This window comes from Endozoicomonas arenosclerae, assembly GCF_001562015.1.
Lineage (GTDB): Bacteria > Pseudomonadota > Gammaproteobacteria > Pseudomonadales > Endozoicomonadaceae > Endozoicomonas_A > Endozoicomonas_A arenosclerae.
Window position 1 is genome coordinate 56,152 of sequence record NZ_LASA01000054.1, and the last position, 23,045, is coordinate 79,196.

A 23,045-nucleotide genomic window follows, 5' to 3' on the forward strand; every position below is an offset into this window, starting at 1 on the left:
AGTGATGGGCAAGCGTAAGGAAACCAATTATATCGTCGTGCATTGCTCGGACACCCGAGCCAATCAGAACGTGACTTTTGACGACATCAAACGCTGGCACACTCTGGAGCGGGCCTTTCTGGATATTGGTTACCACTGGGTGATCGAACGTGACGGTTCGGTGAAGCAGGGGCGTCCCATGGATGACTGGGGTGCTCATGCCAAAAGCCACAATCATGAGAGCGTGGGGATCTGCCTGGTGGGTGGCCTGGATGAACACAACCAACCGGAAGATAACTTTACTCCCGACCAGAAGCGAATGCTGAAGTTCCTGATCGCAGGCCACCAGGCACTCTATCCAAACGCTGTCGTGCACGGTCACCACCACTTCAGCAAGGTCAAAACCTGCCCCAACTTTGATGTTCATCACTGGCTCAGGGCTGAGGGATTGTTGGGAGGCAAGCGGTGAGTCTGGCTGCCGCCATTCCGGTGATCGGGAAGGTCATCGACAAGCTCTTTCCAGATGCCAACAAAGCGCAGGAAGCCAAGGCTGAACTGACCCAGATGCTGCTCAACGGTGAGCTGGACGAACTGGAGCAACAGGCCGGAGTGATCAAGGCAGAAGCCCAGGGCGAAGGCTGGCTGCAACGAAGCTGGCGACCTATTGTGATGCTGGTCTTTACGGCATTGGTTGTGTGTCGCTGGATGGGCTGGTCGGCACCGAATCTCTCGGAAGAAGTGGAGCTGAAACTGTTCAGCATTATTCAGCTGGGCATTGGCGGATACATTGCCAGCCGGGGGGTGGAGAAGGTAACAAGAACATGGAAAGGCTGAGACGTAATACAAGGCGATTTGAGGGTGGTTTTCTGAATGCAGGGAGCGTCCTTAAAACGATTAGAAAGCCTTATAGAAGGCTTCTGATGGGCGTTCCGGGGTCCCTGGGCAGTGTCTTCTAGTGCGGGTAGGCAGCAGCGCGGAATATCGCCAGCGACAGAGCGAAAATCGGAGTTGACACTTGGGTTGACAAGATCGGACTCAGCCCAGTGATGACGGGGCTTTCCGGTGTCAACCAGTCAGTGGTTTTGTCAACTCATTGACCCCTATGATACGTTCAATTTGTCAACCGGGTTGACAGCATTTAGGTCCACTTTGAGCCACTGTTGGTTCTGGTGGCAGAGCAGCGTTTTGATTTTCAAGGATCGTGCTAATCCGCTCAGGTGATTGAAGCTGGGGCTGATGCGGGGTTGATGATTGAGCCAGTCTTCTCCCCAGTCTCGATGCAACGCTGAAGCTTGATTGTCTTTCAGGTAGTGCAGATCACCCAGCTGGATCAGGAAGATGGCTTCTGCCATGGTCCGGTAGCAGCGGTTGAGGCTGGGCAGGATATAGCGATCAGGATGGAGTAAACGGCAGGATAAAAAAGAGCCGCTGCTCAGTTTAACGGCCAGAATAATGGGCTCTCTCATGATTTAGGTCCCCACATGGAGAGGCTTTGCCAGCCACCGTCCTGCCAGTAATAAACGTATTCGGCTCCGGTTTCCCAGGCCAAGGTGATCAGATCTTGCAGGTTGTCGCTGTTGTGAGGTCGTATTTTGGCCCATGGCTCACCTTTATCCATGTAAGCATCAACGCCATCCTTGCTGATGGACGACAGGTCACCAAAATTCACAATGATTTTGGCATCCGCTTCGGTGGGGAAGTGTTCCTGTAGCACCTTTCCCACCAGATCCCCATCAAAGTGACAGTAGATGGAGCAATAGCGGCCGTCAGCCAGCCGCCTTGCAATGCGGGAGCGGGTGCTCATGCAGTTTCTCCGGCAAAGAGGGTATCCAGTCCGGCGGTGATTCGGTAAATGCGGTCCTTGCCCTCCAGTTTCTCGGATTCAATGGTTAGCCCCAGTCGTTTTTTCAGGGCTCCGGCCAGAGTGCCGCGCACCGTGTGCTGTTGCCAGCCGGTCTCTTTCATGATGTCGTGGATTGCAGCGCCTTCGGGTCGAGCCAGTAGCTTGATAACTCTGTGGAGTTTGGTGCCGGTGCGGATCTTGTCTTTGTGAGCCGGTTTGTTTTCCTCCGGCAATCCGATGGCGGCTCTTCCCTGAGGGCTGATGTCAAAGGTGTCGGCTTCTTTCAGGCGGATCAGAAAGCCCTTGCTGGTCAAACTGTCCAGCACTTTCTTTCGGGCACCGCCTTTCAGGGCGAGCATGGAGGCGTGGAAGGTGCCGGTCTCGGCAGCTTGCTTAAGCACAGTTTCTTGGGTGTTAGTGAGTTTTGTTGTTTTCATGGTGCTTCTCCTTTTGGGTTTATTGTTTTTGACCTTGTTGCAAGCCCAGCTGGTAAGCCTGTTCCAAGGCTCGTTTAACCTGCCAGACGGCAACCTCTTCAAAATCTTCTGGTGTGTTGCGGGTCTTGAGGGTGTCCATCATCAGGTTTTTTTGGGCGATGGCTTCCAGGGCTTGTTCGATCTTCTTGTTCATGTCCTGTTTCCTTTTTGATGCTTGTTGGCGTTATGTACAGTTAGGCTCTATAACCGCTGGTTATCAAGAAAATAGTATTAATAATCAATAGCTTGTCGGACACAGGAGGACTTATCCGGCCACAGCGGGACAGAGGAGGTGATACCGATGGCTATGACGCTCATCTCGCAGTCGGCATTCGCCAAAGGTCAAGGCTGGAGCCGTCAATATGTGGCCAAACTGGTCAAGTCCGGCAAGATTCGCTTGCACAACGGCAAGATCAACCCGGAGGAGGCCCTGAAAGCGATCCAGTCCCAGGCAGAGCCTTCAACCGCCCTGAGAAAACCGCCTCCCCAATCAGAAGTTTTACCTGTTGCCCCCACTGATTCACGACAGGCGGTGGATTTCGTCACGGCTCGTACCATGCGGGAGGCTTTCCGGGCCAAGATGGCGAAGATGGAGTACGAAGAAAAAGCCGGAAAGCTCACAGAGGCCAGCAAGGTGCGGGAAGATGCCTATCGAGCCGGACGAATGTTGAGAGATGCGCTGTTGGGTATTCCGGATCGCCAGGCCGATGTGCTGGCTGCCGAGACAGATCCCCGCAAAGTACGACAGCTGTTGATGGATGAACTGGAATCAATCCTTTCTGAGTTAAGTGGCCCATGACCTCACCTTATCTGGATGGTTTTTTTGCAGGCCTGAAGCCCGATACACGACTGATGGTGTCGGAGTGGGCGGATGAATACCGTATTTTGCCGATGAAAGCCGCCAAGGAAGCGGGTCGCTGGCGTACAGCCCGGACACCTTATCTGAAAGAAATCATGGATTGCCTGTCACCCTCTTCAGAGGTTGAACGGGTGGCTTTTATGAAAGGGGCGCAGGTCGGTGGCACAGAGTGCGGCAATAACTGGCTGGGCTATGTCATTCACCATACTCCAGGCCCGATGATGTATGTGTTGCCGACTCTGGATATGGCCAAGCGGACTTCCAAGCAGCGCATTGCCCCGATGATTGAGGAGATGCCCATTCTGCGGGAACGGGTCAAAGATCCTCGCTCCAGGGATTCCGGTAATACCCAAATGGTGAAGGAATTCCCCAATGGCGTCTTGATCATTACCGGAGCCAATTCAGCGACAGGGCTTCGCTCCATGCCAGCCCGCTTCCTGTTTTTGGATGAAGTGGATGCCTATGAGGATGATGTCGATGGCGAGGGAAACCCCATCAATCTGGCGATTAAACGAACAGCGACGTTTTCCCGGAATCGTAAAATCCTGATGGTCTCCACACCCAATATTGCCGGAGCCAGCAAGATTGAGTCGGCCTACCAGGCCAGTGACCAGAGGCAGTATCAAGTACCTTGCATTCGCTGTGGACACTTCCAGCCCATAGAGTGGCAGCAGATCAAGTTCGAGCATCAAGCACCTGAAACGGCCAGCTTCGAATGCGTCCAGTGCCAGCACAGGATGCAGGAACATGATAAACCCAGACTACTGGAAAACGGTAAATGGGTGCCTCAAAACGAAGAGAGTGACGGCAAGATTCGGGGTTACCACCTGAGCTCACTCTATAGCCCCAATGGCTGGTACAGCTGGAAAGATGCTGTAGCGGATTTTCTGGCTGCAAAGGATGATCCGGTCCTGCTCAAAGACTGGACCAATACGGTGCTGGGGCAGACTTGGCAGGAAGCCGGTGAAACCGTTGATTACGAACTGCTCTACCAGCGACGTGAACACTATGTCGCTGAAGTGCCCTGGTCAGTCGAAGTGCTGACCTGCGGCATTGATGTTCAAGATGACCGGGTGGAGTACGAAGTGGTGGGCTGGGGAGCGGGCGAAGAGAGCTGGTCCATTGATTATATCCGGCTCTATGGGGATCTCAGCCGTCCGGAGATCTGGAGGATTCTGGCGGATAAACTCCGAACCGCTTACCGACGGCAGGATGGTGTTCTGATGAACCTGGCCCAGATCTGTATGGACTCCGGCGGCCACTTTACCGATGAAGTCTATGCCTTCAGCCGTAAGCAGGGCGCGGACTGGCTGATTCCTATCAAGGGCGCGTCCCAGTCCGGCAAGCCCATCGCGACCTTCCCAAAAACTCGCAATAAGAAAGGCGTCTATCTCACTCTGGTAGGCACCGATACCGCCAAGGAGTTGATCTATCAGCGTTACCGGATTCTGGAACCGGGAGCCGGTTATTGCCACTGGCCGGTGAAGGATTGTTTTGATGAAGATTATTTCAAGCAGGCCACAGCTGAAGAGAAGGTTCGCAAATACAAACACGGGGTTGCTTACTTTGAGTGGGATGCTCGTAAGAAGCGCAACGAGGCGCTGGATTGTCGGGTTTATGCCCTGACTGCTGTGCGTATTTTGCAGCAGCACCGAGGTTTGAATCTGGAGCAGTTAGCAGCCCAGAGACCCGAGCCGGAAGTGGTGATGGAATCGGAAAAGCCTGAAGAGTTTGTACAAAACCGATCCCGTCGATTCTCAAGAAGCAGCTATTTAAATGGATAGCCCATGATTACGGATGCTGAATATAAGGCTCTGAAACGAGCGGTACTCCTCAGGGAAACCCGAACGGTCGAGTTCGAAGGTCGCAAGGTGGAATACGCCAGCTTCTCTGAAATGGAAAGACGACTGCAGGCGATTGAACGGGAACTGATCAAACAACAAAAACGACCCCGGCAGTACGGTATCTATTCCGGCAAAGGTATCTGAATGAGGCTTCGACACCGCATTGCAGGCTGGTTGCTGCCCGAGCTGAAAAATCTGGCTTACACCTCAGCCGGGCAGGGCCGGAGAAGTCAAAGCTGGATAGCCCCAGCAACCGGCCCGAACCAGTCTCTGACGGGTAATATGGGTACTCTCATCAATCGTTCCCGAGCTGCCATTCGTAATGACCCTTGGGCTGCTTCCGGATTGGAAAAGTTGGTAGCCAATATTGTCGGTACCGGCATCAAGCCCAAGTCAGAAGCGGAGGACGATGCTTTTCGCAAACAGCTCCAAGCCCTGTTTCTGGACTGGACCGATGAATCTGATGCTGATGGGCAGCTGGATTTTTACGGGCAGCAATCGCTGGCCATGCGTTCGGTACTGGAAGCCGGGGAGTGCTTTGTTCGCTTCCGACCCCGTAAACCCGGTGATGGTTTCAGTGTGCCTCTTCAGCTGCAGCTGTTGGAATCGGAGTTTGTGCCCTGGGATTACAACGATGATCTGAAAAAAGGTCACAAGATCAGGGCCGGGATTGAGTTTAACGCCATTGGTCAGCGAGTCGCTTATTGGATGCACCGTCAGCATCCTTCGGACTACACAACCCTGGACACTGCCGACTTGCGACGAGTGCCTGCTGATCAGGTGATGCATCTGTATGAACCGCTGCGGCCTGGACAGCTTCGAGGCCAACCGTTGCTGACCCAGGTAATGTTGAGAATGTTTCACCTGGACAAGTTTGATGATGCAACGTTGTTGCGGCAGGAGATTGCCAACCTGTTCACCGGCTTTATTACCAAACCGGCTCCGGAAACCGAGAAAGTAGACCCTCTGACCGGTCGCCCTATTGTTTATGACCTGCAGGGTGTGCCCATGGTGGCCATGGAGCCGGGCACCATGCAGGAATTGTCTCCGGGCGAGGAGATTACTTTTAATACGCCGCCCGGTGCGGCCAGCAACTACCCGGATTTTATTCGTCAGCAACTGATGGCAGTAGCCGCCGGTATCGGTCTGCCCTACGAAATTTTATCGGGTGATATGAAAGGCGTCAGTGACCGGGCATTGCGAGTGGTGCTCAATGAGTTTCGTCGTCGTATTCAACAGATTCAACATAACCTGCTGGTGTTCCAGCTCTGTCGTCCGGTCTGGAATCGCTGGCTGGAGATGGCTGTGCTGTCAGGTGTATTACCGGCTTCAGACTTTCATCTCAACAAGGCTCGTTACAAAAAGGTGAAATGGATTCCCCAGGGCTGGGCTTATATCCATCCGGTGCAGGATGTGCAGTCCCAGAACCTGGCCGTGCGCAGTGGCTTCAAGTCTCGTTCGGAAGTGGTGTCAGAACAGGGATACGACAGTGAACAAATGGATGATGAGATCGCGGCTGACAACCGTCGAGCTGATGAGTTGAACCTGCAATACGACAGTGACGCGCGCGTCGAAGCGAACCATGAAAAAACCGTCAAGGATGAGGAACCTGAAACCGATGAACAAGAATCCCCTCAATAAGAACCGGGCCTGGTATACGCTCAAGAATCAATCCGGTCAGCCAGCAGAGTTGCTGATTTACGATGTCATTGGCGATTGGGCCGGACTCTCAGCCCGGCAGCTGGTCAGCAATCTGAAAGACCTGGATACCGATGAGATTACCGTCCGCATCAACAGCCCCGGTGGCTCGGTGTTTGATGGAGTCGCCATCTACAATGCCCTGCGTTACCACAAGGCCCATATCCATGTTCGCATTGAAGGACTGGCGGCCAGTATTGCCAGTGTAATCGCGATGGCAGGCGACACCGTACATATGGCTGAGAATGCCCTGTTGATGATTCACAATCCCTTCGGCTGGGTCGGTGGCGATGCCGGGGAACTTCGAAAAATGGCGGATATGCTGGATAAAACCACCGAAGTGATCGCCCAGACCTATTGCAGTCGTTGTGATCTGGATCTGGAGGCCATGCTGAAACTGATGGATGAGGAGACCTGGTTTACGGCCACCGAAGCCGAAGGCCATGGTCTGATTGATACTGTGGACAGTCCGGTAAAACTGGCCGCCAGTTTTGATCTCTCCAGTTTCATGCATCCGCCTCAGCAACCTGATCCAGCGTCTAAAGAAGAATCCGGTGTTCATGCCCTGGCCATAATGACCCTGTGCAACCAGGCCGGTTACCCGGAAATGGCTGAATCCTTTGTGCGACAGCATCAGGGCATTGACGATGTAAAAAATCGTTTGTCAGAGTGTGAGGCCATCAAATCCCTCTGTACTGCAGCGCACTGTCCAGATCGGGCCAGCCAGTACATTCAGTCGGGCAAGTCCAAAGAGCAGGTACGTACCGAACTGTTTGATCAACTGGTACAGGGTGATGAACGCATTGATAACAGCCTGACCCCCAACCAGCAGGACAAAAAAATCCAGCCACTGATTGATACCCAGGCGGTCTACCGCAAGCGTAACGGTCAATCCGCAGCCTGATACAACTTCTCTCTTCTCAAGACCCCTATCTCACTCAAAGGAACTGAATCATGCCTGTTATGACAGAGCCGGTGCACGCTGGCGAATTTATTGTGTCCGAAGGAAACAACAGCATCAGCCGGGAGCGGGTCGAACTGGCGGCGGATCTGACTCTGGTGCCGGGCACCGTGTTGGGCAAGAACACGTCTACGGATGTTTATGGCCCTCTTGATCCAGATGCGGACACGGGTTTGCAAATGGCTGCTGGTCTGCTCTGGGATCATGTGATTACAGATGCAACGGGTGGTGAAGGTGTCATTATTGCCCGTCTGGCGGAAGTGGATCAGGAGCTGCTGGTCTGGCCTGAAGGGATCACCGACGAACAAAAGGCGACAGCGGTGTCAGAGCTGGCGTCACTGGACATCATTCTCAGAAAAGGAGAACAGGGATGAACCTGCTGGATATTTTTAATAACGACGCCTTCAGTCTCACCAGTCTGACCGCCACTATTAATGAGTTGCCTTATAAACCGGGACGTATCGGTGAGCTGGGGCTATTTGCCGAGAGCGGCATCAATACCACCACCGCTATTGTCGAATCCCGCAACGGTGAGCTGATTCTGTTGCCGACTTCTGAGCGGGGTGCTCCCGCTCCCCAGGCCAGAGGCGGCAAGCGGAAGGTTCGCAGTTTTGTGATTCCCCATATTCCGTATGACTCCACGGTTGTGGCAGATGAAGTGCGCAATGTCCGGGCCTTTGGTTCTGAGAGTGCCCTGGAAGGGGTAAAGACAGTGGTCAATCAACGACTGGCGTCCATGAATGCCAACCATGAAGTGACGCTGGAGCACCTGCGGCTGGGAGCCATCAAGGGCCAGATTCTGGATGCGGACGGCTCCAGCATTATCTATGACTTGTTCCAGGAATTCGGTGTGAGTCAGCAGACTCATACCTTTAAGTTCACCGTGGCAGACACCGATATCCGGCTTGAATGTGTAAATCTGCGCCGGAAGGTGGATAAAGCGCTGGGAGCACAGCCTTACACCGGATTAAGAGGTTTCTGCGGGGCTGACTTTTACGACGGTCTGGTGGGGCATGATTATGTGAAAGATGCCTATCACCGCTTCCAGGACAGTGCCCTTCTACGCAACGATCCCAAGGCCGGTTTCCGGTTCGGTGATATCGACTGGGAAGAGTATCGCGGACAGGTCGGCGATTTGCCCTTCATCAAAGCCGATGAAGCCTATGTGATTCCGGAAGGCACCGGGATTTTCAAAACCTGGTTTGCCCCGGCGGACTTTATCGAGACCGTCAATACCATCGGCTTGCCAAGGTACGCCAAACAGAAGATTCTGGATTTTGACAAAGGCGTACAGGTGCATACCCAGTCTAACCCGCTGCCGATCTGCCTAAAACCCCGGGCGGTGATCAAATGCAAGATGAGCTGAAGGCACTGAACCGACAGGTGTTGGCGACCTTTGGTCAGCCGGTGACTGTGATGTTTGCAGACGACAGTACATTGGACACCACTGGCGTATTGTTCAGGGAGCTGGCTCCAGCCGGGCAGTTTGAACAGGTGCTTCAGGAAATCACTGTCCTGGCCCTTGAGACAGAAACCCAGCTGAAACGAGGCGACCGGATCTTAGCGGATGGACAACAGTGGACGGTTGATCAAAAGCTGAAAAGTGATGGCCAAATGACCTGGTGGAATCTTCATGGAGTTGGATCTTGAGCTGGATGACAGCATCGATGACCTGATCGAAAGCTTCAAACATGCACCTGAAAAAATTGATCTGGCCACAAGAAGAACGCTGAAAAAACTGTCCCGATTTGCTGAACGAAGAACCTTGAGAGCACTGGCTCGACAGCAGGGCATTACTCAGAAACAGTTAAAAGAACTCAGACGGGTCAAAGTCAGTCTTCTGAATCCCGGTGAAAGGGGCAGAGAAGGGTATAGCTTAGTGATCTGGATTGGTGCCAGTGACTTGCCTGCTCACTACCTGGGCAAGCCCCGACAAACAAAATCGGGCGTAAAAACCGGGAAACACTTCTGGAAAGGTGCCTTTCTGATGCAACCAGTAAATGCGCCCAGGCCTATGGTCTTCCGACGCAAAGACAACTGGCAGCATAAATACCAGCGTTCAAGGAAGTCGGGCCGGATGATGTGGATGGGTTTGCCGTTGGAGAAGCAGGCTCAGCCAATGCTAAAAAATGCGACGCAGGTTCTGGAAAAGCTCAAGCCACTGCTATTGGAACGGTTTGCCACTCTGATGCATCAGGAACTGAATTATGTCTTTAACATCGAATCCTGAAGCTCGTATTGTGCAGGCGCTGATTGATGGACTAAGGGCCATTATAGACAACGTATTGTTGGGATATTCAGCCACCGGGCTGGAAAAAGACCTGGCATTACCGGCACTGCTGGTTCAACTGGAATCCATTCAGGAAGAAAACCGCCAGGGAATCAAAGCCAAATATCAACTGCAGTTCAGTCTCAGTGCCGTAACCAGAACTGATGAGCAGACCACCTACAAATTGATCGAACTGTCCAGTGGGCTCCGAAAAGTCCTGAGTCCTGACAATCGGCTGACTTCTGAAGTTCGGAAAGTCACCTTGAACGACACCCAGTTTGATATAGCCCCCAATCACAGTCATCTGTCTTTTGCAGATACGACCCTGACCATTGAAGCCGTCTTCTAATTCAAAACCTCAAGGAAGGAGATCCCTATGTCCACCATCGACCGAAGCTTTATCGGCGCAGGCAACATTCATATCCAGCCCTACAACAAGTCGGCACCGTTACTGCCCATCGGTAATGTCAGTGAATTTAACTTCAGTTTTGAAGAAGACCGTAAAGAACTGAAGAACTATCTGGGTGGTGGCGGTAATCTCAATGTTATCAGCCGGGTGTCGGGTATTACCGCCAGTCTGGTCGCTCACGATTTTACTGCCAGCAATATCTCTCTCGCTCTGCGAGGTAGTGTGGCAGCTGTGACCACGACACCGGTTGTGGATGAAGAGCTGGAAACTCATGGGGTCGCAGATGAACTGATTCCCTTCAAGCGGCTACCGGATCTTGGCCAAACAGTGACCGTCAAAGACAGCCTCGATACCATCCTTGTAAAAGGTGAGGATTATGAGCAGATGAAATCCGGTATCAAAGTATTGGAAGGTGGTGGCATTGACGACCAGAGTATCAAGGTCAGCTACACCCCACTCAAGGCCAACTTGGTACAGGCACTGGTGGAGTCCGGGAGAGAGTTCACCCTGTTTATGGAAGGGCTGAACGATGCTCAGGAAGGTTTGCCCTTCAACATTCGAGTCCATCGGGTGAAGTTCTCACCGGTGCAGAACCTGGGGTTTATCTCCGATGATTTTGCCAGCATTCCCCTGCAGGTGGATGTGCTGGCGGATACATCAGTTTCTGGAAATGGACTGAGTGCCTTTATGCAGTTGGATCTGGCTCAGTAAAAAGTTAGTTGGGCTCCCAGCCTGCATCTGTGTACACGATATCCCGAAACCAATCATTAGGGCTGTTGGTCTCTTCGTAAAACCGCTTTACAGGATAGGATAAACCGCTGTCTCTGAGTCTATCACTTTTTCGTCTTTCGCTATGAACACCATAGCCGTCAATCTCAATAACATGTGTTCTACGCCATGTGGGGCTACCATTATCATCTCCATAGAAAAGTGCGAGATCGTGAGTTATTTCTTTTTCAGGAGATTTGTATTGAGGTACAAATAATAAGGCGGAGGGGCCTCCTTGTGATTCTTGTGGTAGCTCGTCAAGATACCAGCCCATCCAGGGTTCTACATACCAGATTCCTTCATAACTATTCCCATCTATATTGACTGTAGATGTTGTCATCCAGCATGTGTTTTCACTTTGATTTTTGATGAATTCACAAGCTCCAAGGATAAACATGATTTCGAGCTTGGAGTCACATTTATCAAAAACACTTAATACATCTGAATCAAGCTTTGGTTTCCAATTGGTTTTTAAAAGATTCTTACAAATATACTCTATGTCTTGATTGTCCATATGTACTCTTTTTTACATTTCACTCTGAAAATAACAGTTAAAAGTCAAGCGAGCAGTATCAAATGTTACGCCCATACTCGGTAGTCCTCAATATCGTTAATATTCTCACATCTCGCCTCATGGAGGAGCTATGTCGTCCATCAAGGAATCAGCCCTTCGGCTGGTATTAAAAGCCAAAGATACCCTATCCAAGACCATCCTCCAGTCAGCCACCTCCCTCGAATCCCTCCGTAAAGAAGCCCAAACCCTCAAACAAAAACTGTCTGATTTGCAGAAGCAAGATCGTCTTCTGTCGTCTTTTCAAAAACAGACAGCAGCAGTTCGGGATACGGGCAAAGCCTATCGTGAGGCGGAAGCCAGGGTTGAGAAGTTGGCCAGGGAGTTTCAGCAGACTGAGAAACCTTCCCGATCCCTCCAGCGCTCCTTGGAGTCGGCTCGTAAATCCGTGGTGTCGGCCAGCCGTGCTTATCAGGCTCAGCGACAGAAGCTGGCCGGGTTACGCAGCAGCTTGGAGCAGGCGGGTCTTTCCAATCGTAACCTGTCTGGCCAGCAGCAGCGTCTGCAAAAGGAGCTGAAAGAAACAGCATCAGCACTGCAAAAGGTGGATGCCAGGGCAAAGACTTCTTCTCGTTCATTTAAACGTTCCGGCTTCCGGGAGCTGGCTCGAGATGCGGATCGAGCATCTGGCAGTATGGGGCGTCTATCTCAGCGGTTGGGTGCTTTGGTGGCGGCCAGCGTGGGGCTGTATACCATCAAGCGGGCAATCCAAGGGCTGCTGGGTACGGGTGATCAGTTTGAACGGTTGCGGGTTCAGCTCAATGCAGTGATGGGCTCAGTGGCCGAAGGTGAGCGGGCCATTCAGTGGATCAAGCAGTTTACCCGGGACACGCCTTATCAACTGGAGCAAGTCGCGGATGCTTTTGTCCGGCTGAAAGCCTTCGGTCTCGATCCTATGGACGGCAGTATGCAGGCCATGGTGGACCAGGCTTCCAAGCTGGGTGGGGGCATGGAGCGGCTGAACGGAATATCCTTGGCAGTGGGTCAGGCCTGGGCCAAGCAGAAACTGCAGGGTGAGGAAATTCTTCAGCTGGTAGAGCGGGGCGTTCCGGTGTGGGAATTGCTGGAAAAAGCCACCGGCAAGAATGTCCAGGAGCTTCAGAAACTGTCCAGCGCTGGCAAGTTGGGCCGAGATACCATTGCTCTGTTGATTGAGGAGATTGGCAAGAGTTCAGCCGGGGCTGCGGCGGAGAATATGTCCCTGCTGTCCGGCTACGTCAGCAACCTGAAAGACAGCTGGCAGAACTTTCTTGATGAAGTGGCCCAGAGTGGGGCGCTGGAGTACGCCAAACGTCAGCTGAAGGGGATCTCGGACCATATTACCCAGATGTCCGAAGATGGTCGTCTTTCCCGGTTGGCACAGTCGCTCAGTGACGCTTTTGTTCAGATGGGCGAAGCGATCAAGGCCAATTTTGCCGGGCTGACTTTTGAGCAGGTGGTTGAACGGTTTCAATCGGCCAGCCAGAGTGTGGCCTCGGTTCTGGCAAGCTTGAATAATACCTTTACTCTGACGGGTAACAGTATTGCTCTGTTTTTTAATGGCTTTACTGTCGCTGTAAAATCCTTTGGCCTGGTATTCAGCTCGGTGATGGCGTCCGTTACTCAAACGGCTGCTGACCTGTTTAATGCCTTTGGGGCGGATGAAACTGCACAGAAGCTACAAGCCTTCAGTGAGTCCATGAAAGCTGTGACTTCTGGTTTCAAAGAAGCCGTGAAGGATGATGTTCAGGAGATTAACGAGACCTGGCAGCGTTTGGGCGAAACCATTGTTCAGTCGAGTCAGCAAACCCAGCAACAGATCCGCAGCGAAAGCCAGAAAACGACAGAGTCTGTTGAGCAGGATGTCGTCAAACTCAACTCGGTCTACGTCCAATCAGCCCAGACGGCCAAGAAAGCCTTTGCTGGTGCCGCCGATGCCCTCAAGCAGATTAATGCTGCCGAAACCCGCACGGAACTGGCTGATCTGGCGGTACAACTGTCTCAAGCGTTTGCAGACGGAACCCTGACCCAGGAGCAATACAATGAAGCTCTGGAAGCCAGCCGTCAGAAACTGGCTGAACTGGAAGACGGTGCCCAAGCTGCCGCTGACGCAGCCCAGACGCTCGGCGATGCCGTCGATGAGGCCGGAGATAAACAAGCACAGGGAGCTGAACGTGCGGCCGGAACACTCAATGGCTTAGTGGGCTTTTACAACAACATCACCTCTGAGCTCTATGGGTTAAGCGCACAGGCAGAAGATACCTTTCTTGCTATGCAGGGTGCTACTCAGATCGATACCACCGACACTCTGGGCGAGATCGGGCAGCTCAAGGTGGCACTGGCAGAAGCTACCGAGGAACTGCACCACTTGCAGAGTGCGAATGTGGGTGCAGATGTCACTGGCCTGGGTAGATGGATGCAGGACACAGCCACAAATGCCGCTGCTGTAAAGGCTGAGTTTTATGGACAGAAAATAGCCCTGGAAGAACTCATACAAGGTTATCAAGACGGTGCTGTTTCAGCAGAGACTCTTGTCAGCCAAGGCGGGGCTGCTGCAGAGTCTATGAACTTGCTTAACCAGCAAGACCTGGACCGGTTGAACAGTGCCATCGAACAAGCTGAAGCGGGCATGGATCGACTGGCAGACAGCACTCGGGGCACCCTCGAAGGGCTACAGGACGAACTGGATCGTCTGCAAGGTAAGCAAGACGACATTGACCAGCGCCGGTTTGAAACCCGGAAGCAGGAACTGGAGACTCAGCTGGCCATTGCCAAACAACAAGGGGATAACGAATCCGTCAGTAACCTGAAAAAAGCTTTGAGCCTGAACCAGTCCATCTACACAGAGACAAAGACCAGACGAAAACAGCAGGAGCAAGAAGCAGCCAGGAGAGAAAAAGAAGAACGGATTCGTCAGGAAAAATCACGCATTCAATCCGAGCGCCAGTCCCCACAAGCGCCTGCGGCTTTATCAAGAGCAACCCCTGAGAAAGTCATTCGTCTGGAATACCCGGGAGGCCAGGTGGATGTTGGCGTCAAACCCGATGATGAAAGAAGACTGCTGGAAGCTTTGAAAAACGCTGGTATGAGGTCTGCCTGATGACACTGGATAGCATCACACTGCCCGATGATTTGTTATGGATCAATGAGTTTGACTGGAATCCCGTCGAGCAAAGCACCGACCGTAGCTTGACCGGTGGCTTGTTGGTCCAGGAGCAAAGCAAAAGCCATGGTCGCTCTATTGAACTGAGTGGTGGGGAAGATGCCGCCTGGGTTTCACGATCCGTGGTGTTGGATCTACTGGCACTGAGCAGCATCGCCAACAAGGTGATGACGCTGACCCTGCCCGATCTGAGACAGTACTCCGTGATCTTTGATCGCAGTGCAGGCTCCCCCATTGAAGCCCGACAGATTCTGCCCTATGCTTACCCGGGTGGAGATCACCATTACAGCCTGACACTCCGGCTGTTGACGGTTGAACCATCTCAATAATAGAAGTCAAGGAACTCCAGACAAGTCCTGGCTGAATCTCACACCTTGTAAGCCCGCATCTTCACAGGCTTGCTTAAACTGCTCATTACAAAACACGGCCATATAGTTATCGTACTCAATTCTGAATAGGGGAAAACCAGGCAGTTTCTGCTCATCAAAAGCAATCCACTCTATCTCCCCCCATTCATTTTTCTTGCAGAGATTTAGATCCAGAGCGTCATCAGACAAGGTCAATACATTGAAGATATAACCGTGTTCCTGGTTGTATGTGACAGGTAAAAACTCACCGCAAGAGTGAATCAGAGGCTGCAGCTTAGCGTGAGCTTCTTGGCTGATAAATAAACGGCCATGGCGTTGTGAAATATCGGGTATGGCTGATACTTTCCCTACTGATGAGCTGTAGAACTCTATTTCCATGGTTTGCCAGTTCTTCAGGTAAGAGACAGGGCTTTCATCCATATGGAATAAAGTATCGTCACCCAAGGCTCGGCGAGATTCTTTACTGTCGATGTTGAACCAGAGAAATTTTTTTACATCGGGTCGAAGGGAATAAATCATACCGGTAGACCAACGCCTTTTTTGTTCATAACGTAACTGGGCTGAGAACCTGCTTGAATTCGAATTTCAACCATCCTTAATACTGACCTGAGTTGCTCATCAGTTCGAGTAGCTCTTAAATTAATGATGCTGTCGAGCCAGTGATAGTAGTTAAATCGGTGAATTCTGCTATGAGGTATTGCATGTCTTAGTCTTCGCGGCATTAAAGACAGGGCCGCAGTGTTTTCAGGTAGCCAGCAACCATTATCGGGATCATCAATTCTTATCTTTACCCAGGCCAGTACAGCCCTTAATCGAGCTGCATCCTTGTGAGATCCCGAAATAATGGCATGAGCATGGCAGTTTTTATGGGGCTTGGGGTCGCCTGATATTGTCAGATATTCAGCAAGTCTTTTCGACTGGTGCTCTTCATCTTCCAGTTGATCCACCGTCATATTTTTGGTTGCGGAACGATAGCGGTCAAGTTGATTTTCAACTTGGGCAACATTGCCCACAGCCTCAAGATCTGCAACTTTTGGATTTTTAATGGCAGCGAACTTATCAATCGCTTGCTCAACCCGGTCTTTTTTGTAATAGGACTTCTTATTCTCAATTTCGGGCACAACGAATTCCTTTCCTGTTTACCGCATCATGCAGAGTCTAACAGAGCTAAATCAGGTTGTTCCAGAAGGATCTTGTACCATGATCCGGTAAAAAAACAGAAAAAACATAAAGCACGAACATTTCAATAGGAGCAACGGATGGCTATCAACAACGACGATGTGAAACTCTTTGAAAGCCAGCGTCTCAGTGATGAGGAAGACGGCGGTGGCCGGGCAACAGGCAATGAAGTCATTGACGGGAATGTGAACAATCTGTTCCAGGACATCTCCCGGATTGATCGCACCATCGGAGACGTAGCTCTTCGCAAAGCGTACATCGGTATCAGCACTGACAATAACGACGCTTATCTGGGCAGTCATATCATCCTCACCGATGCGCCCGATGACGACAATGTCAGTGTGCTGCTGTTCAATACCGACAGCCAGACTGATGAGCGCAGTGTCGCTCGAAACCGGATTGAGGCTTATGTCGTGCCTGGCACCCGTGCCAGCTTTGAGCTGCTGGGTGATCAACTGGTGGGTCAGCGTAGCATTGTCGGTATTCAGCGGGAAGAAAAAGCCCTGCCGGAAATTGGCGAAGTGTACCGGCTACATAACAGCGACACCGGCAAGGAACAGTATGTCCGGATCACCCAGGTGGAGCACCGCATCGAAACCTTCACCTACGCCTATGGTTCCGGCAGCTATATCGACTTTGAACGTCGGCGGTTGGATATGGAGATCAACGCTGCTCTGATCGACCGCTTTCCTGGGGGCATAGCTTCGCCTACAGGTACCCTGATGCCCGTAGACGGTGATGGCGTCAGTGAAGCCAAAACCACGGTTCAGAACACACAGGTGGCCGACACTTCTCGCTATTACGGCATTCAATCCACGAAAGCCGACATCAACCCCGGCGACCTGACCCTAAAGGTTAATAGCGTTTATTCGCCCCTGGTGCCCAGCGCCCGGGTAGAAAGCCCGGTAGTGGATCAGTACGGTGGTTACACCGCCAAACGCATGGTGGCCAGCTCATCCAACCAACGCAGTGTCAGCCTGTCGTTTGTCCATCTGTCCGGCAACCAGAGTCGTGCTTTTTTGCAAACCGGGGCATTGCCGGGCAGTGTCACTCTGACCCTGGAAGGCGGCACCTTTGAAGATGACAAGACCGGCCAGCTGGTCCATAAAAGTGGCAACAACCACTACTCAAAACTGACCATCGACTATGAAAATGGTGAACTGAACGTCTGGCGCAACAGCAGTTTCTTTACCAGTGCGGCCACGGCCCTTTACCAACCGGCGACCGGCATCACCGGTGCAGCCATCAGTGGCACTCTGGACATTACCAGTCAGAACCGGGGCTTTAACTACACCTTCAACTTTGCCGAAGCCAAGCCCAAGCCGGGCACTCTGGTGATCAGCTATATCTCATTGGGCAAATGGCAGGATGTCAGCGATCAGGGTAACGGTCTTTTGGTAGGCTCCGGCTCAGGGACCATGGATTTCAACACGGGCAGCGTGGCCCTGACTCTGGACGGCTTGCCCGATCCCGACAGCAAGCTGGTGTTCAGCTACATCACTCAGGCCGATGACGAAGTAACGCTCAGAACCGGCAGCGTGGCGGTCGACAAGTTTTCATTCCGGCACACGACCGAGAAACCAGGCATCAAACCTGGCAGTGTCACCATTACTTATCTGGCCAGCGAAACCACGAAAACACTCACCGATCAGGGCAATGGCCTGCTGACCGGCGATGGCTCTGGTAGTGTTCACTACGCTCCCGGCGAGTTGGGCTTTGTACTGGATACTTTGCCCGACCAGGGCACGGAGATCGAGATCCAGTACGAAGAAGGGGAAGTGGCTGGCGGCATTGTTGAAGTCGCTGTGGATGGTGCGGGTTTAATGACCGGGACTATTTCAGGTGCGCCCCTGCTGCCCGGTTCGGTTCAGATTCAGTTTGCCGTGGAACGACAAAGCAATGTGCCGCAACAGGCCAATAATCGCAGCAATGAGTACTCCACCTACCAGACCACGTCCCAGCGATTCAAAAGTGTCAGTGACGATGGCAGCGGAAACTGGCGCGGGATGGCAGGAACCCTTGATTACCAGACCGGCAACTTCACCCTGCAGGCGACAGAAGATTATAACTATCCCGAATACACCGTTCGCAAAGAAGGTTACAAGTACCGACTGACTTACACCAACACCACCAAGACGGAAGTGTTTTCAGGCAACACAGTCACCAGCAAAGCTCAGAGCAACAGTCTCAGTCATCAAGCCAATACCGATACTCTGAGTGCGCCGGAACTGACCATTGATCTGCTGCCCCTGATTGAAGATCCACTGTTACCTGGTAGCGTAATCCTGGAATGGAACGGTGAGCTCTACTTTGACCGGGACGGTGTGCTTTATAAAAACGTCAGCACCCAGACCAATGCCGGATCGTCGGTGGGCATGATTGACTATACCGGTGGAGTGGCGACACTGGCCGTGTACCCTTCCGGCACAATAAGCACTGCTGCCATTCAGTCTGCTGCTACGATCTCCGGTGGTTTTAAAGTGGATGCGGTCGCCTTCAGAACACCCGGTGCACCCATTCGGGCAGGTAGCCTGCAGCTGATCGCAGTGCGTGTGGATAACGCCGATGTCATCACCGCCACCGCCGACTTTAACGGCGATATCAATACATCTGAAGTTCAGGGCAAGATGGATACCACCACCGGCTGGTGTGAACTGACCTTTACCGATGGCAGCGAGCCTATCTATGTGATCCCCCAGAGTGTCCGCTATAACTGCATTGTGGAAACCAGCCTGCCACTGGATGCAGAGCTGATCGGTTTAGAGCCGGTCCGCCTGCCACCCGATGGTAAAGTGCCTATTTTCCGCCCGGGCGACATTGTGGTGATCAGCCATACCCAGGCCACCGATGCCGGTACACCCACTGCCGGTCAGGTGGTCACCCTCAACCGGGACTACCAGGCGGAGATCATCGTCGAGGACAGCCAGGGCAAGTTGCTCGATCCTGCCCAGTACACCGCCGACAGGGAAGCCGGTACAGTCACCTTTGCCGATCCACTGCTGCTCCAGAACAGTGAAAGCAACAGCCTGATCGCCCCCCTGAGCATCAAGGACAGGGTCGAGCATATGAGCGTGGCCAGCGACGTGCAGATTAATGGCGAGCTGTCCATCATTGCCCCGGTGCCCTGGACCTTGCCAGCCAATGAAACCAGCGTCAGCAGCGCCGTCGTTTATGGCGACCTGCAAGCCCGGGTGCATCACTTCTTCAGCCAGAAAGTCTGGGACGGCGGCAACCCCAACTGGAGCAATGAGCGCATCGGCGACAACACCACCGCTCAGTACAACACCATCAACTACCCACTGCAGGTGACCAACAAAGGAGCCATTTTCGGTAAGTGGGCGATCATCTTTACCTCGTCGTCCGCCTTCCAGATCGTGGAAGAAAAGCTCGGTATTATCGATACCGCTATCACGGCGGTGGACGCAGCACCGATTAATCCGGAAACCGGTACGCCTTACTTCACCATTAAGGCCGAAGGTTGGGGGACCGGCTGGTCGGTGGGCAATGTGATCCGCTTCAATACCGATGGCTGCCTGGCACCGGTGTGGATCTGCCGAACCGTGCTGGCCGGTCAGGGCACGGAAACCCATGACCAGTTTACATTGCAAATTCGGGGGGATGCGGACTGATGGCAGGGATATGGTTCAGCAAAGAGAATACGCAGGGAAGATTAGATTCCCCTGTAACTTACAGCGCTGATAACGAAGGCTTCAACAGTACCAAGGACTTCTACTTTCATACCCTGATCCAGGTAGACTCCAGTCAGGCGAATCAAGTAGTTCCGTTGTTGTATACCTTCTCGGATAACAGCACTTCAGGTTCTGCTTATCAGGTACAAATCTATATCGAGAGTGGCATTGTCAAAGTGCTGGGGTCACGTTATGGGAGCTTGGGGTTAAGGGGGTATTGCGAAAGCTCGATTCCTTTTGATGAGCTGTTTGAACTGGTAATAACCGTGCATCCTTCTCAAAATACAGTCAGTGATCGTGTATTCATCCTATTTAACGGCGTTGCACAGACGGTTCACTCCATTTACAACCATAAAAGCATGTACCTCTCTGCTGCTTACTTCAGGGCCATTCTGGGAGGTGATGGAACATCAATAGGCAATGCGAAAGGGTTGTTGATGCTGAAAGCCTCTTTGATAAATCGCTACGACAAAAGCAGTATTCCACCCACAGTTTCTGACAGTCAATCTATGACACTGTGGCATTGGGATTTTGAAGACAGCAGCAACCCTCTGAAGATCACGACCAGCCGTCAAAACGTCAGCAGTGAAATAGTCTGGACGAATACAGGCGACAGCACAGTAGTATGGGTCGAAGGCAATACACCACCATCAGCCAATAGTGGTGGTGGCATCATCATTCCGGGCAATGGCAACACCACCCGGGTACAAGGTGTGGTGACCGAAGATGACCAGCCCGTCGCCCGGCAAGTCTTCGCATTTACCCAGGCCCTGCTGGAAGTGGATGGCAGTGAAGAGACCAAACATGCTGTACTGGGCAGCGTGATGAGCGACAGTACCAGTGGCAGCTACTCTCTGGAGACCAGCCCTTATGAAGGATCAGTCATTGTTGTAGCCGTGGATGACTATGGTGATGTCTGGCAAGCCGATACAGTTTATGAAACTGGCGACGTGATCCGACCCGTCGACTTTCAGGGCTACGTCTATCACTGCACTGTTGCCGGTACCGGAGACAGTACAGAACCCACTTGGTGGTTTGACGACAGTATTCAAACAGTAGGGACTGCACAGTTCAAAGCCAAACCTTACACGCGTCCTCTGGCTCATGGACCCGTCTTTCCAGAAATAGTGCCTGAGAGCTGAACGTGGCTTACTTTCCAGAAGAGACTCAGTACTTCAACTTTCCTCGGGAGGCTTATCAACCGGTCTCCCATTTTCTGTTTTATCCACAGCCCACCTACGCCTTTATTCCTCCGCCCTCGGTGGTTAGTGCTTGGCAGAGTCAGTGGCAGACAGGAGCAGTGTATCAGGCATCTGCCAGCAGTCGCTTTCAACACTCCCTGACGATTGAGACAAGCCGCCAGCAAAGCAGTCATCAGGCCCGGGCTCTGGAAGCTCAGGCTCTCGGACTGTTTTGGGGACAGGTGCCTGAAAGAGAACGATCAGCACAAATCAGTCATGCCAACGGCCATGATCGACAGAATCAGGCTGAAGCATTATGGCGGCAACCGGCTGCCAAACAATCCGACCTCCATGAGGTCAGGGATCAGAGCATCCAGGCCAGGGAACAAGAAAGCCGTGAACCCTGGCAGAAAGCCAGCTGGAAAGATCGCCAGCAGACCGAGCGTTTTGATCGCAGCAATGAGTATGGGGCCTTCCAGCAGCAGACCATCACTGGCTACCAAGTACCCGGCCCCTCACAGCTGGACTTCACCTTCCAGGGCAGGCGATACACCCCGGTCACCAGCTCGGCGGTTTACTTCAGCCTGGGTGATAAGTCACCCAACTATCCGATCCAGCCTCGAGACTCACATCAGCATTCAAGGTTCAGCAGTAACCGTATCCAGGATGAACTCGTCATCCTCCCCTGGAGCCCTGGAAGAAAAGCTAAAGATGACAGTACCAAGAGTAATTATGGCGGCGAGATCGATGTCATCGAAAAGCCCGAACCGGAACAACCAGAGATCAGGGAGAGTTATCTGCTTATGAATACGATCAGCGTGGTCACCTTACCCACACGGACGGCTATCGAGCTGAATGACATAGAGATCAGCCTCGACATTGACAGCTTCAGCTGGAGCCTCAGTGGTCAACTCTGGGGAGCCAGCAGCTTGGCATTAGTGGAACCGGATCAGAACGGACCCAAGCAAATCGAAGTGGATATCAACGGCTGGAAGTGGGTCTTTATTGTCGAGCGTTACACTGGCTCTAGAGCTTTTGGTCAGGAGCAATACACCGTCTATGGCACCAGCCGAACACAGCTGCTGGCGTCACCCTATGCACCGCAACGCAGCAAGTCCAACAGTAGTAACATCAATGCAAAACAAGCCATCACCGAAGAACTGCAAAATACCGGCTTCACAGCCCTGTATCCGGAGCTGGACGACTTCAGCACACCCGACTGGATCATCCCAGGTGGCACCTTCAGCTACCAGAACGAGACACCCATGAAGGTGGTGGCACGATTAGCGAGCACTGCAGGCGCTGTCATCATTCCTGCCCGGGATAGCGATCAACTGAACATCAAGCCCAGATACCCGGCCAGCCCCTGGAGCTGGAGCAGCGCCACTATGGACAAAATCGTACCGGCCAGCATGGTCATCAACCTGAGTGCAAGCTGGCGACCAGAACCCGAATACAACGCAGTGTATGTCTCAGGCACTCATGCAGGGGTAGCGGTCAATGTGAAACGTCAAGGCACTGCAGGCGATAATCCTGCGCCTGATATTCTGGAGGACTGGCTGACTGAGACACAGGTCAACACTGAACGGGGCAGGAATGAACTGGCCAAAGGTGGCCATCAAAGTATCACCACTCTGGAGATCCCGCTCACGGATAACAATACCGCCCCTGGGCTGGTTGAACCGGGTCAGTTAATTGAAGTGCAGGATATCAATGGAAACTGGCGAGCACTCTGTCTGTCCACCAGTATTCGGATATCAGGCAGCAAGTTCAGTCAATCCATCGAGCTCGAGCGTCACTATTAAGCGT

General features: G+C 52.5%; 25 protein-coding genes. 18 read left to right on the plus strand and 7 right to left on the minus strand.

The features are described 5' to 3' along the window. Positions 1-4 precede the first annotated feature (4 nt). Positions 5-448 carry an N-acetylmuramoyl-L-alanine amidase gene (locus WG89_RS05355; protein ID WP_062262406.1) on the plus strand — a complete coding sequence of 148 codons (444 nt, stop codon included), beginning with the start codon at positions 5-7 and terminating at the stop codon, positions 446-448. Beyond that, positions 445-813 carry a 3TM-type holin gene (locus tag WG89_RS05360; protein WP_062262409.1) on the plus strand — a complete coding sequence of 123 codons (369 nt, stop codon included), beginning with the start codon at positions 445-447 and terminating at the stop codon, positions 811-813. Before WG89_RS05355 ends, WG89_RS05360 begins: the two co-directional genes overlap by 4 nt. A 266-nt stretch (positions 814-1,079) precedes the next feature. Here WG89_RS05360 and WG89_RS05365 read toward each other — a convergent pair whose 3' ends face one another. The 4 genes from WG89_RS05365 to WG89_RS31085 are packed head-to-tail and all read right to left on the minus strand — an operon-like array spanning position 1,080 to position 2,452. Continuing rightward, positions 1,080-1,445, minus strand: a complete 366-nt coding sequence (locus WG89_RS05365) for a hypothetical protein (RefSeq protein WP_062262412.1) — start codon at positions 1,443-1,445, stop codon at positions 1,080-1,082. Beyond that, positions 1,442-1,783 carry a hypothetical protein gene (locus WG89_RS05370; protein ID WP_062262415.1) on the minus strand — a complete coding sequence of 114 codons (342 nt, stop codon included), beginning with the start codon at positions 1,781-1,783 and terminating at the stop codon, positions 1,442-1,444. Before WG89_RS05370 ends, WG89_RS05365 begins: the two co-directional genes overlap by 4 nt. Beyond that, positions 1,780-2,259, minus strand: a complete 480-nt coding sequence (locus WG89_RS05375) for a DUF3489 domain-containing protein (RefSeq protein WP_062262418.1) — start codon at positions 2,257-2,259, stop codon at positions 1,780-1,782. Before WG89_RS05375 ends, WG89_RS05370 begins: the two co-directional genes overlap by 4 nt. Before the next feature lie 19 nt (positions 2,260-2,278). Continuing rightward, the gene (locus WG89_RS31085; protein WP_172806717.1) at positions 2,279-2,452 is read right to left on the minus strand and encodes a DUF6900 domain-containing protein; all 174 of its coding nucleotides are present in this window, start codon (positions 2,450-2,452) and stop codon (positions 2,279-2,281) included. 147 nt (positions 2,453-2,599) lie between these two features. On the opposite strand from WG89_RS31085, the gene WG89_RS05380 reads away from it, so the two are divergent. Genes WG89_RS05380 through WG89_RS05430 form a run of 11 tightly spaced genes read left to right on the plus strand, consistent with a single transcriptional unit; the run spans position 2,600 to position 11,049 of the window. Further along, positions 2,600-3,097, plus strand: coding sequence for a hypothetical protein (locus WG89_RS05380; RefSeq protein ID WP_062262421.1), 498 nt, complete (start codon positions 2,600-2,602; stop codon positions 3,095-3,097). Then, positions 3,094-4,941: a phage terminase large subunit family protein gene (locus tag WG89_RS05385; protein ID WP_062262424.1), complete on the plus strand. Its 1,848-nt coding sequence runs from the start codon at positions 3,094-3,096 to the stop codon at positions 4,939-4,941. The genes WG89_RS05380 and WG89_RS05385 overlap by 4 nt, the downstream gene beginning before the upstream one ends. Positions 4,942-4,944: 3 nt before the next feature. Next, positions 4,945-5,145 (plus strand): phage head-tail joining protein, encoded by a 201-nt coding sequence (locus tag WG89_RS05390; RefSeq protein ID WP_062262428.1) that lies wholly within the window; start codon positions 4,945-4,947, stop codon positions 5,143-5,145. Beyond that, positions 5,146-6,642, plus strand: a complete 1,497-nt coding sequence (locus WG89_RS05395) for a phage portal protein (RefSeq protein WP_062262432.1) — start codon at positions 5,146-5,148, stop codon at positions 6,640-6,642. Next, complete coding sequence (locus WG89_RS05400; RefSeq protein WP_062262435.1) at positions 6,620-7,603, plus strand: head maturation protease, ClpP-related; 984 nt, start codon at positions 6,620-6,622, stop codon at positions 7,601-7,603. The genes WG89_RS05395 and WG89_RS05400 overlap by 23 nt, the downstream gene beginning before the upstream one ends. A 50-nt stretch (positions 7,604-7,653) precedes the next feature. After that, on the plus strand, positions 7,654-8,034 hold the full coding sequence (locus WG89_RS05405) for a head decoration protein (RefSeq protein WP_062262438.1): 381 nt from the start codon (positions 7,654-7,656) through the stop codon (positions 8,032-8,034). After that, positions 8,031-9,026, plus strand: a complete 996-nt coding sequence (locus tag WG89_RS05410; protein WP_062262441.1) for a major capsid protein — start codon at positions 8,031-8,033, stop codon at positions 9,024-9,026. Before WG89_RS05405 ends, WG89_RS05410 begins: the two co-directional genes overlap by 4 nt. After that, the gene (locus tag WG89_RS05415; RefSeq protein WP_062262444.1) at positions 9,011-9,310 is read left to right on the plus strand and encodes a hypothetical protein; all 300 of its coding nucleotides are present in this window, start codon (positions 9,011-9,013) and stop codon (positions 9,308-9,310) included. Before WG89_RS05410 ends, WG89_RS05415 begins: the two co-directional genes overlap by 16 nt. After that, entirely contained in the window at positions 9,294-9,890 is a 597-nt protein-coding gene (locus WG89_RS05420; protein ID WP_062262447.1) for a hypothetical protein, read from the plus strand. Before WG89_RS05415 ends, WG89_RS05420 begins: the two co-directional genes overlap by 17 nt. Beyond that, positions 9,868-10,278: a hypothetical protein gene (locus WG89_RS05425; protein WP_153301439.1), complete on the plus strand. Its 411-nt coding sequence runs from the start codon at positions 9,868-9,870 to the stop codon at positions 10,276-10,278. Before WG89_RS05420 ends, WG89_RS05425 begins: the two co-directional genes overlap by 23 nt. A gap of 27 nt (positions 10,279-10,305) precedes the next feature. Next, the gene (locus WG89_RS05430; protein ID WP_062262453.1) at positions 10,306-11,049 is read left to right on the plus strand and encodes a phage tail tube protein; all 744 of its coding nucleotides are present in this window, start codon (positions 10,306-10,308) and stop codon (positions 11,047-11,049) included. A gap of 4 nt (positions 11,050-11,053) precedes the next feature. On the opposite strand, the gene WG89_RS05435 is transcribed toward WG89_RS05430, so the two are convergent. Continuing rightward, positions 11,054-11,620, minus strand: a complete 567-nt coding sequence (locus WG89_RS05435) for a hypothetical protein (RefSeq protein WP_062262456.1) — start codon at positions 11,618-11,620, stop codon at positions 11,054-11,056. Positions 11,621-11,750: 130 nt separating this feature from the next. On the opposite strand from WG89_RS05435, the gene WG89_RS05440 reads away from it, so the two are divergent. Further along, positions 11,751-14,756: a tape measure protein gene (locus WG89_RS05440; protein WP_062262459.1), complete on the plus strand. Its 3,006-nt coding sequence runs from the start codon at positions 11,751-11,753 to the stop codon at positions 14,754-14,756. After that, complete coding sequence (locus tag WG89_RS05445) at positions 14,756-15,148, plus strand: hypothetical protein (RefSeq protein WP_062262462.1); 393 nt, start codon at positions 14,756-14,758, stop codon at positions 15,146-15,148. Before WG89_RS05440 ends, WG89_RS05445 begins: the two co-directional genes overlap by 1 nt. Before the next feature lie 6 nt (positions 15,149-15,154). On the opposite strand, the gene WG89_RS05450 is transcribed toward WG89_RS05445, so the two are convergent. After that, on the minus strand, positions 15,155-15,706 hold the full coding sequence (locus tag WG89_RS05450; RefSeq protein WP_062262465.1) for a hypothetical protein: 552 nt from the start codon (positions 15,704-15,706) through the stop codon (positions 15,155-15,157). Continuing rightward, positions 15,703-16,308 (minus strand): AHH domain-containing protein, encoded by a 606-nt coding sequence (locus WG89_RS05455; protein WP_062262467.1) that lies wholly within the window; start codon positions 16,306-16,308, stop codon positions 15,703-15,705. The genes WG89_RS05450 and WG89_RS05455 overlap by 4 nt, the downstream gene beginning before the upstream one ends. Positions 16,309-16,446: 138 nt before the next feature. Here WG89_RS05455 and WG89_RS05460 point away from each other — a divergent pair, with 138 nt between their 5' ends. Genes WG89_RS05460 through WG89_RS05470 form a run of 3 tightly spaced genes read left to right on the plus strand, consistent with a single transcriptional unit; the run spans position 16,447 to position 23,041 of the window. Beyond that, a complete protein-coding gene (locus WG89_RS05460; protein WP_062262470.1) occupies positions 16,447-19,995 on the plus strand; it encodes a hypothetical protein in 3,549 nt (1,182 codons plus the stop codon). Then, on the plus strand, positions 19,995-21,197 hold the full coding sequence (locus WG89_RS05465; RefSeq protein WP_062262473.1) for a hypothetical protein: 1,203 nt from the start codon (positions 19,995-19,997) through the stop codon (positions 21,195-21,197). Before WG89_RS05460 ends, WG89_RS05465 begins: the two co-directional genes overlap by 1 nt. Positions 21,198-21,199: 2 nt before the next feature. Continuing rightward, positions 21,200-23,041 (plus strand): hypothetical protein, encoded by a 1,842-nt coding sequence (locus WG89_RS05470; RefSeq protein WP_062262476.1) that lies wholly within the window; start codon positions 21,200-21,202, stop codon positions 23,039-23,041. Positions 23,042-23,045: the final 4 nt, after the last annotated feature.

Excerpts from the sequence above, each read along its gene's own strand:
- WG89_RS05355 (WP_062262406.1), top strand. The coding sequence starts at position 5 with ATGGGCAAGCGTAAGGAAACCAATTATATCGTCGTGCATTGCTCGGAC.
- WG89_RS05365 (WP_062262412.1), bottom strand. The coding sequence starts at position 1,445 with ATGAGAGAGCCCATTATTCTGGCCGTTAAACTGAGCAGCGGCTCTTTT.
- WG89_RS05370 (WP_062262415.1), bottom strand. The coding sequence starts at position 1,783 with ATGAGCACCCGCTCCCGCATTGCAAGGCGGCTGGCTGACGGCCGCTAT.
- WG89_RS05375 (WP_062262418.1), bottom strand. The coding sequence starts at position 2,259 with ATGAAAACAACAAAACTCACTAACACCCAAGAAACTGTGCTTAAGCAA.
- WG89_RS31085 (WP_172806717.1), bottom strand. The coding sequence starts at position 2,452 with ATGAACAAGAAGATCGAACAAGCCCTGGAAGCCATCGCCCAAAAAAAC.
- WG89_RS05380 (WP_062262421.1), top strand. The coding sequence starts at position 2,600 with ATGGCTATGACGCTCATCTCGCAGTCGGCATTCGCCAAAGGTCAAGGC.
- WG89_RS05385 (WP_062262424.1), top strand. The coding sequence starts at position 3,094 with ATGACCTCACCTTATCTGGATGGTTTTTTTGCAGGCCTGAAGCCCGAT.
- WG89_RS05390 (WP_062262428.1), top strand. The coding sequence starts at position 4,945 with ATGATTACGGATGCTGAATATAAGGCTCTGAAACGAGCGGTACTCCTC.
- WG89_RS05395 (WP_062262432.1), top strand. The coding sequence starts at position 5,146 with ATGAGGCTTCGACACCGCATTGCAGGCTGGTTGCTGCCCGAGCTGAAA.
- WG89_RS05400 (WP_062262435.1), top strand. The coding sequence starts at position 6,620 with ATGAACAAGAATCCCCTCAATAAGAACCGGGCCTGGTATACGCTCAAG.
- WG89_RS05405 (WP_062262438.1), top strand. The coding sequence starts at position 7,654 with ATGCCTGTTATGACAGAGCCGGTGCACGCTGGCGAATTTATTGTGTCC.
- WG89_RS05410 (WP_062262441.1), top strand. The coding sequence starts at position 8,031 with ATGAACCTGCTGGATATTTTTAATAACGACGCCTTCAGTCTCACCAGT.
- WG89_RS05415 (WP_062262444.1), top strand. The coding sequence starts at position 9,011 with ATGCAAGATGAGCTGAAGGCACTGAACCGACAGGTGTTGGCGACCTTT.
- WG89_RS05420 (WP_062262447.1), top strand. The coding sequence starts at position 9,294 with ATGGAGTTGGATCTTGAGCTGGATGACAGCATCGATGACCTGATCGAA.
- WG89_RS05425 (WP_153301439.1), top strand. The coding sequence starts at position 9,868 with ATGTCTTTAACATCGAATCCTGAAGCTCGTATTGTGCAGGCGCTGATT.
- WG89_RS05430 (WP_062262453.1), top strand. The coding sequence starts at position 10,306 with ATGTCCACCATCGACCGAAGCTTTATCGGCGCAGGCAACATTCATATC.
- WG89_RS05435 (WP_062262456.1), bottom strand. The coding sequence starts at position 11,620 with ATGGACAATCAAGACATAGAGTATATTTGTAAGAATCTTTTAAAAACC.
- WG89_RS05440 (WP_062262459.1), top strand. The coding sequence starts at position 11,751 with ATGTCGTCCATCAAGGAATCAGCCCTTCGGCTGGTATTAAAAGCCAAA.
- WG89_RS05445 (WP_062262462.1), top strand. The coding sequence starts at position 14,756 with ATGACACTGGATAGCATCACACTGCCCGATGATTTGTTATGGATCAAT.
- WG89_RS05450 (WP_062262465.1), bottom strand. The coding sequence starts at position 15,706 with ATGATTTATTCCCTTCGACCCGATGTAAAAAAATTTCTCTGGTTCAAC.
- WG89_RS05460 (WP_062262470.1), top strand. The coding sequence starts at position 16,447 with ATGGCTATCAACAACGACGATGTGAAACTCTTTGAAAGCCAGCGTCTC.
- WG89_RS05465 (WP_062262473.1), top strand. The coding sequence starts at position 19,995 with ATGGCAGGGATATGGTTCAGCAAAGAGAATACGCAGGGAAGATTAGAT.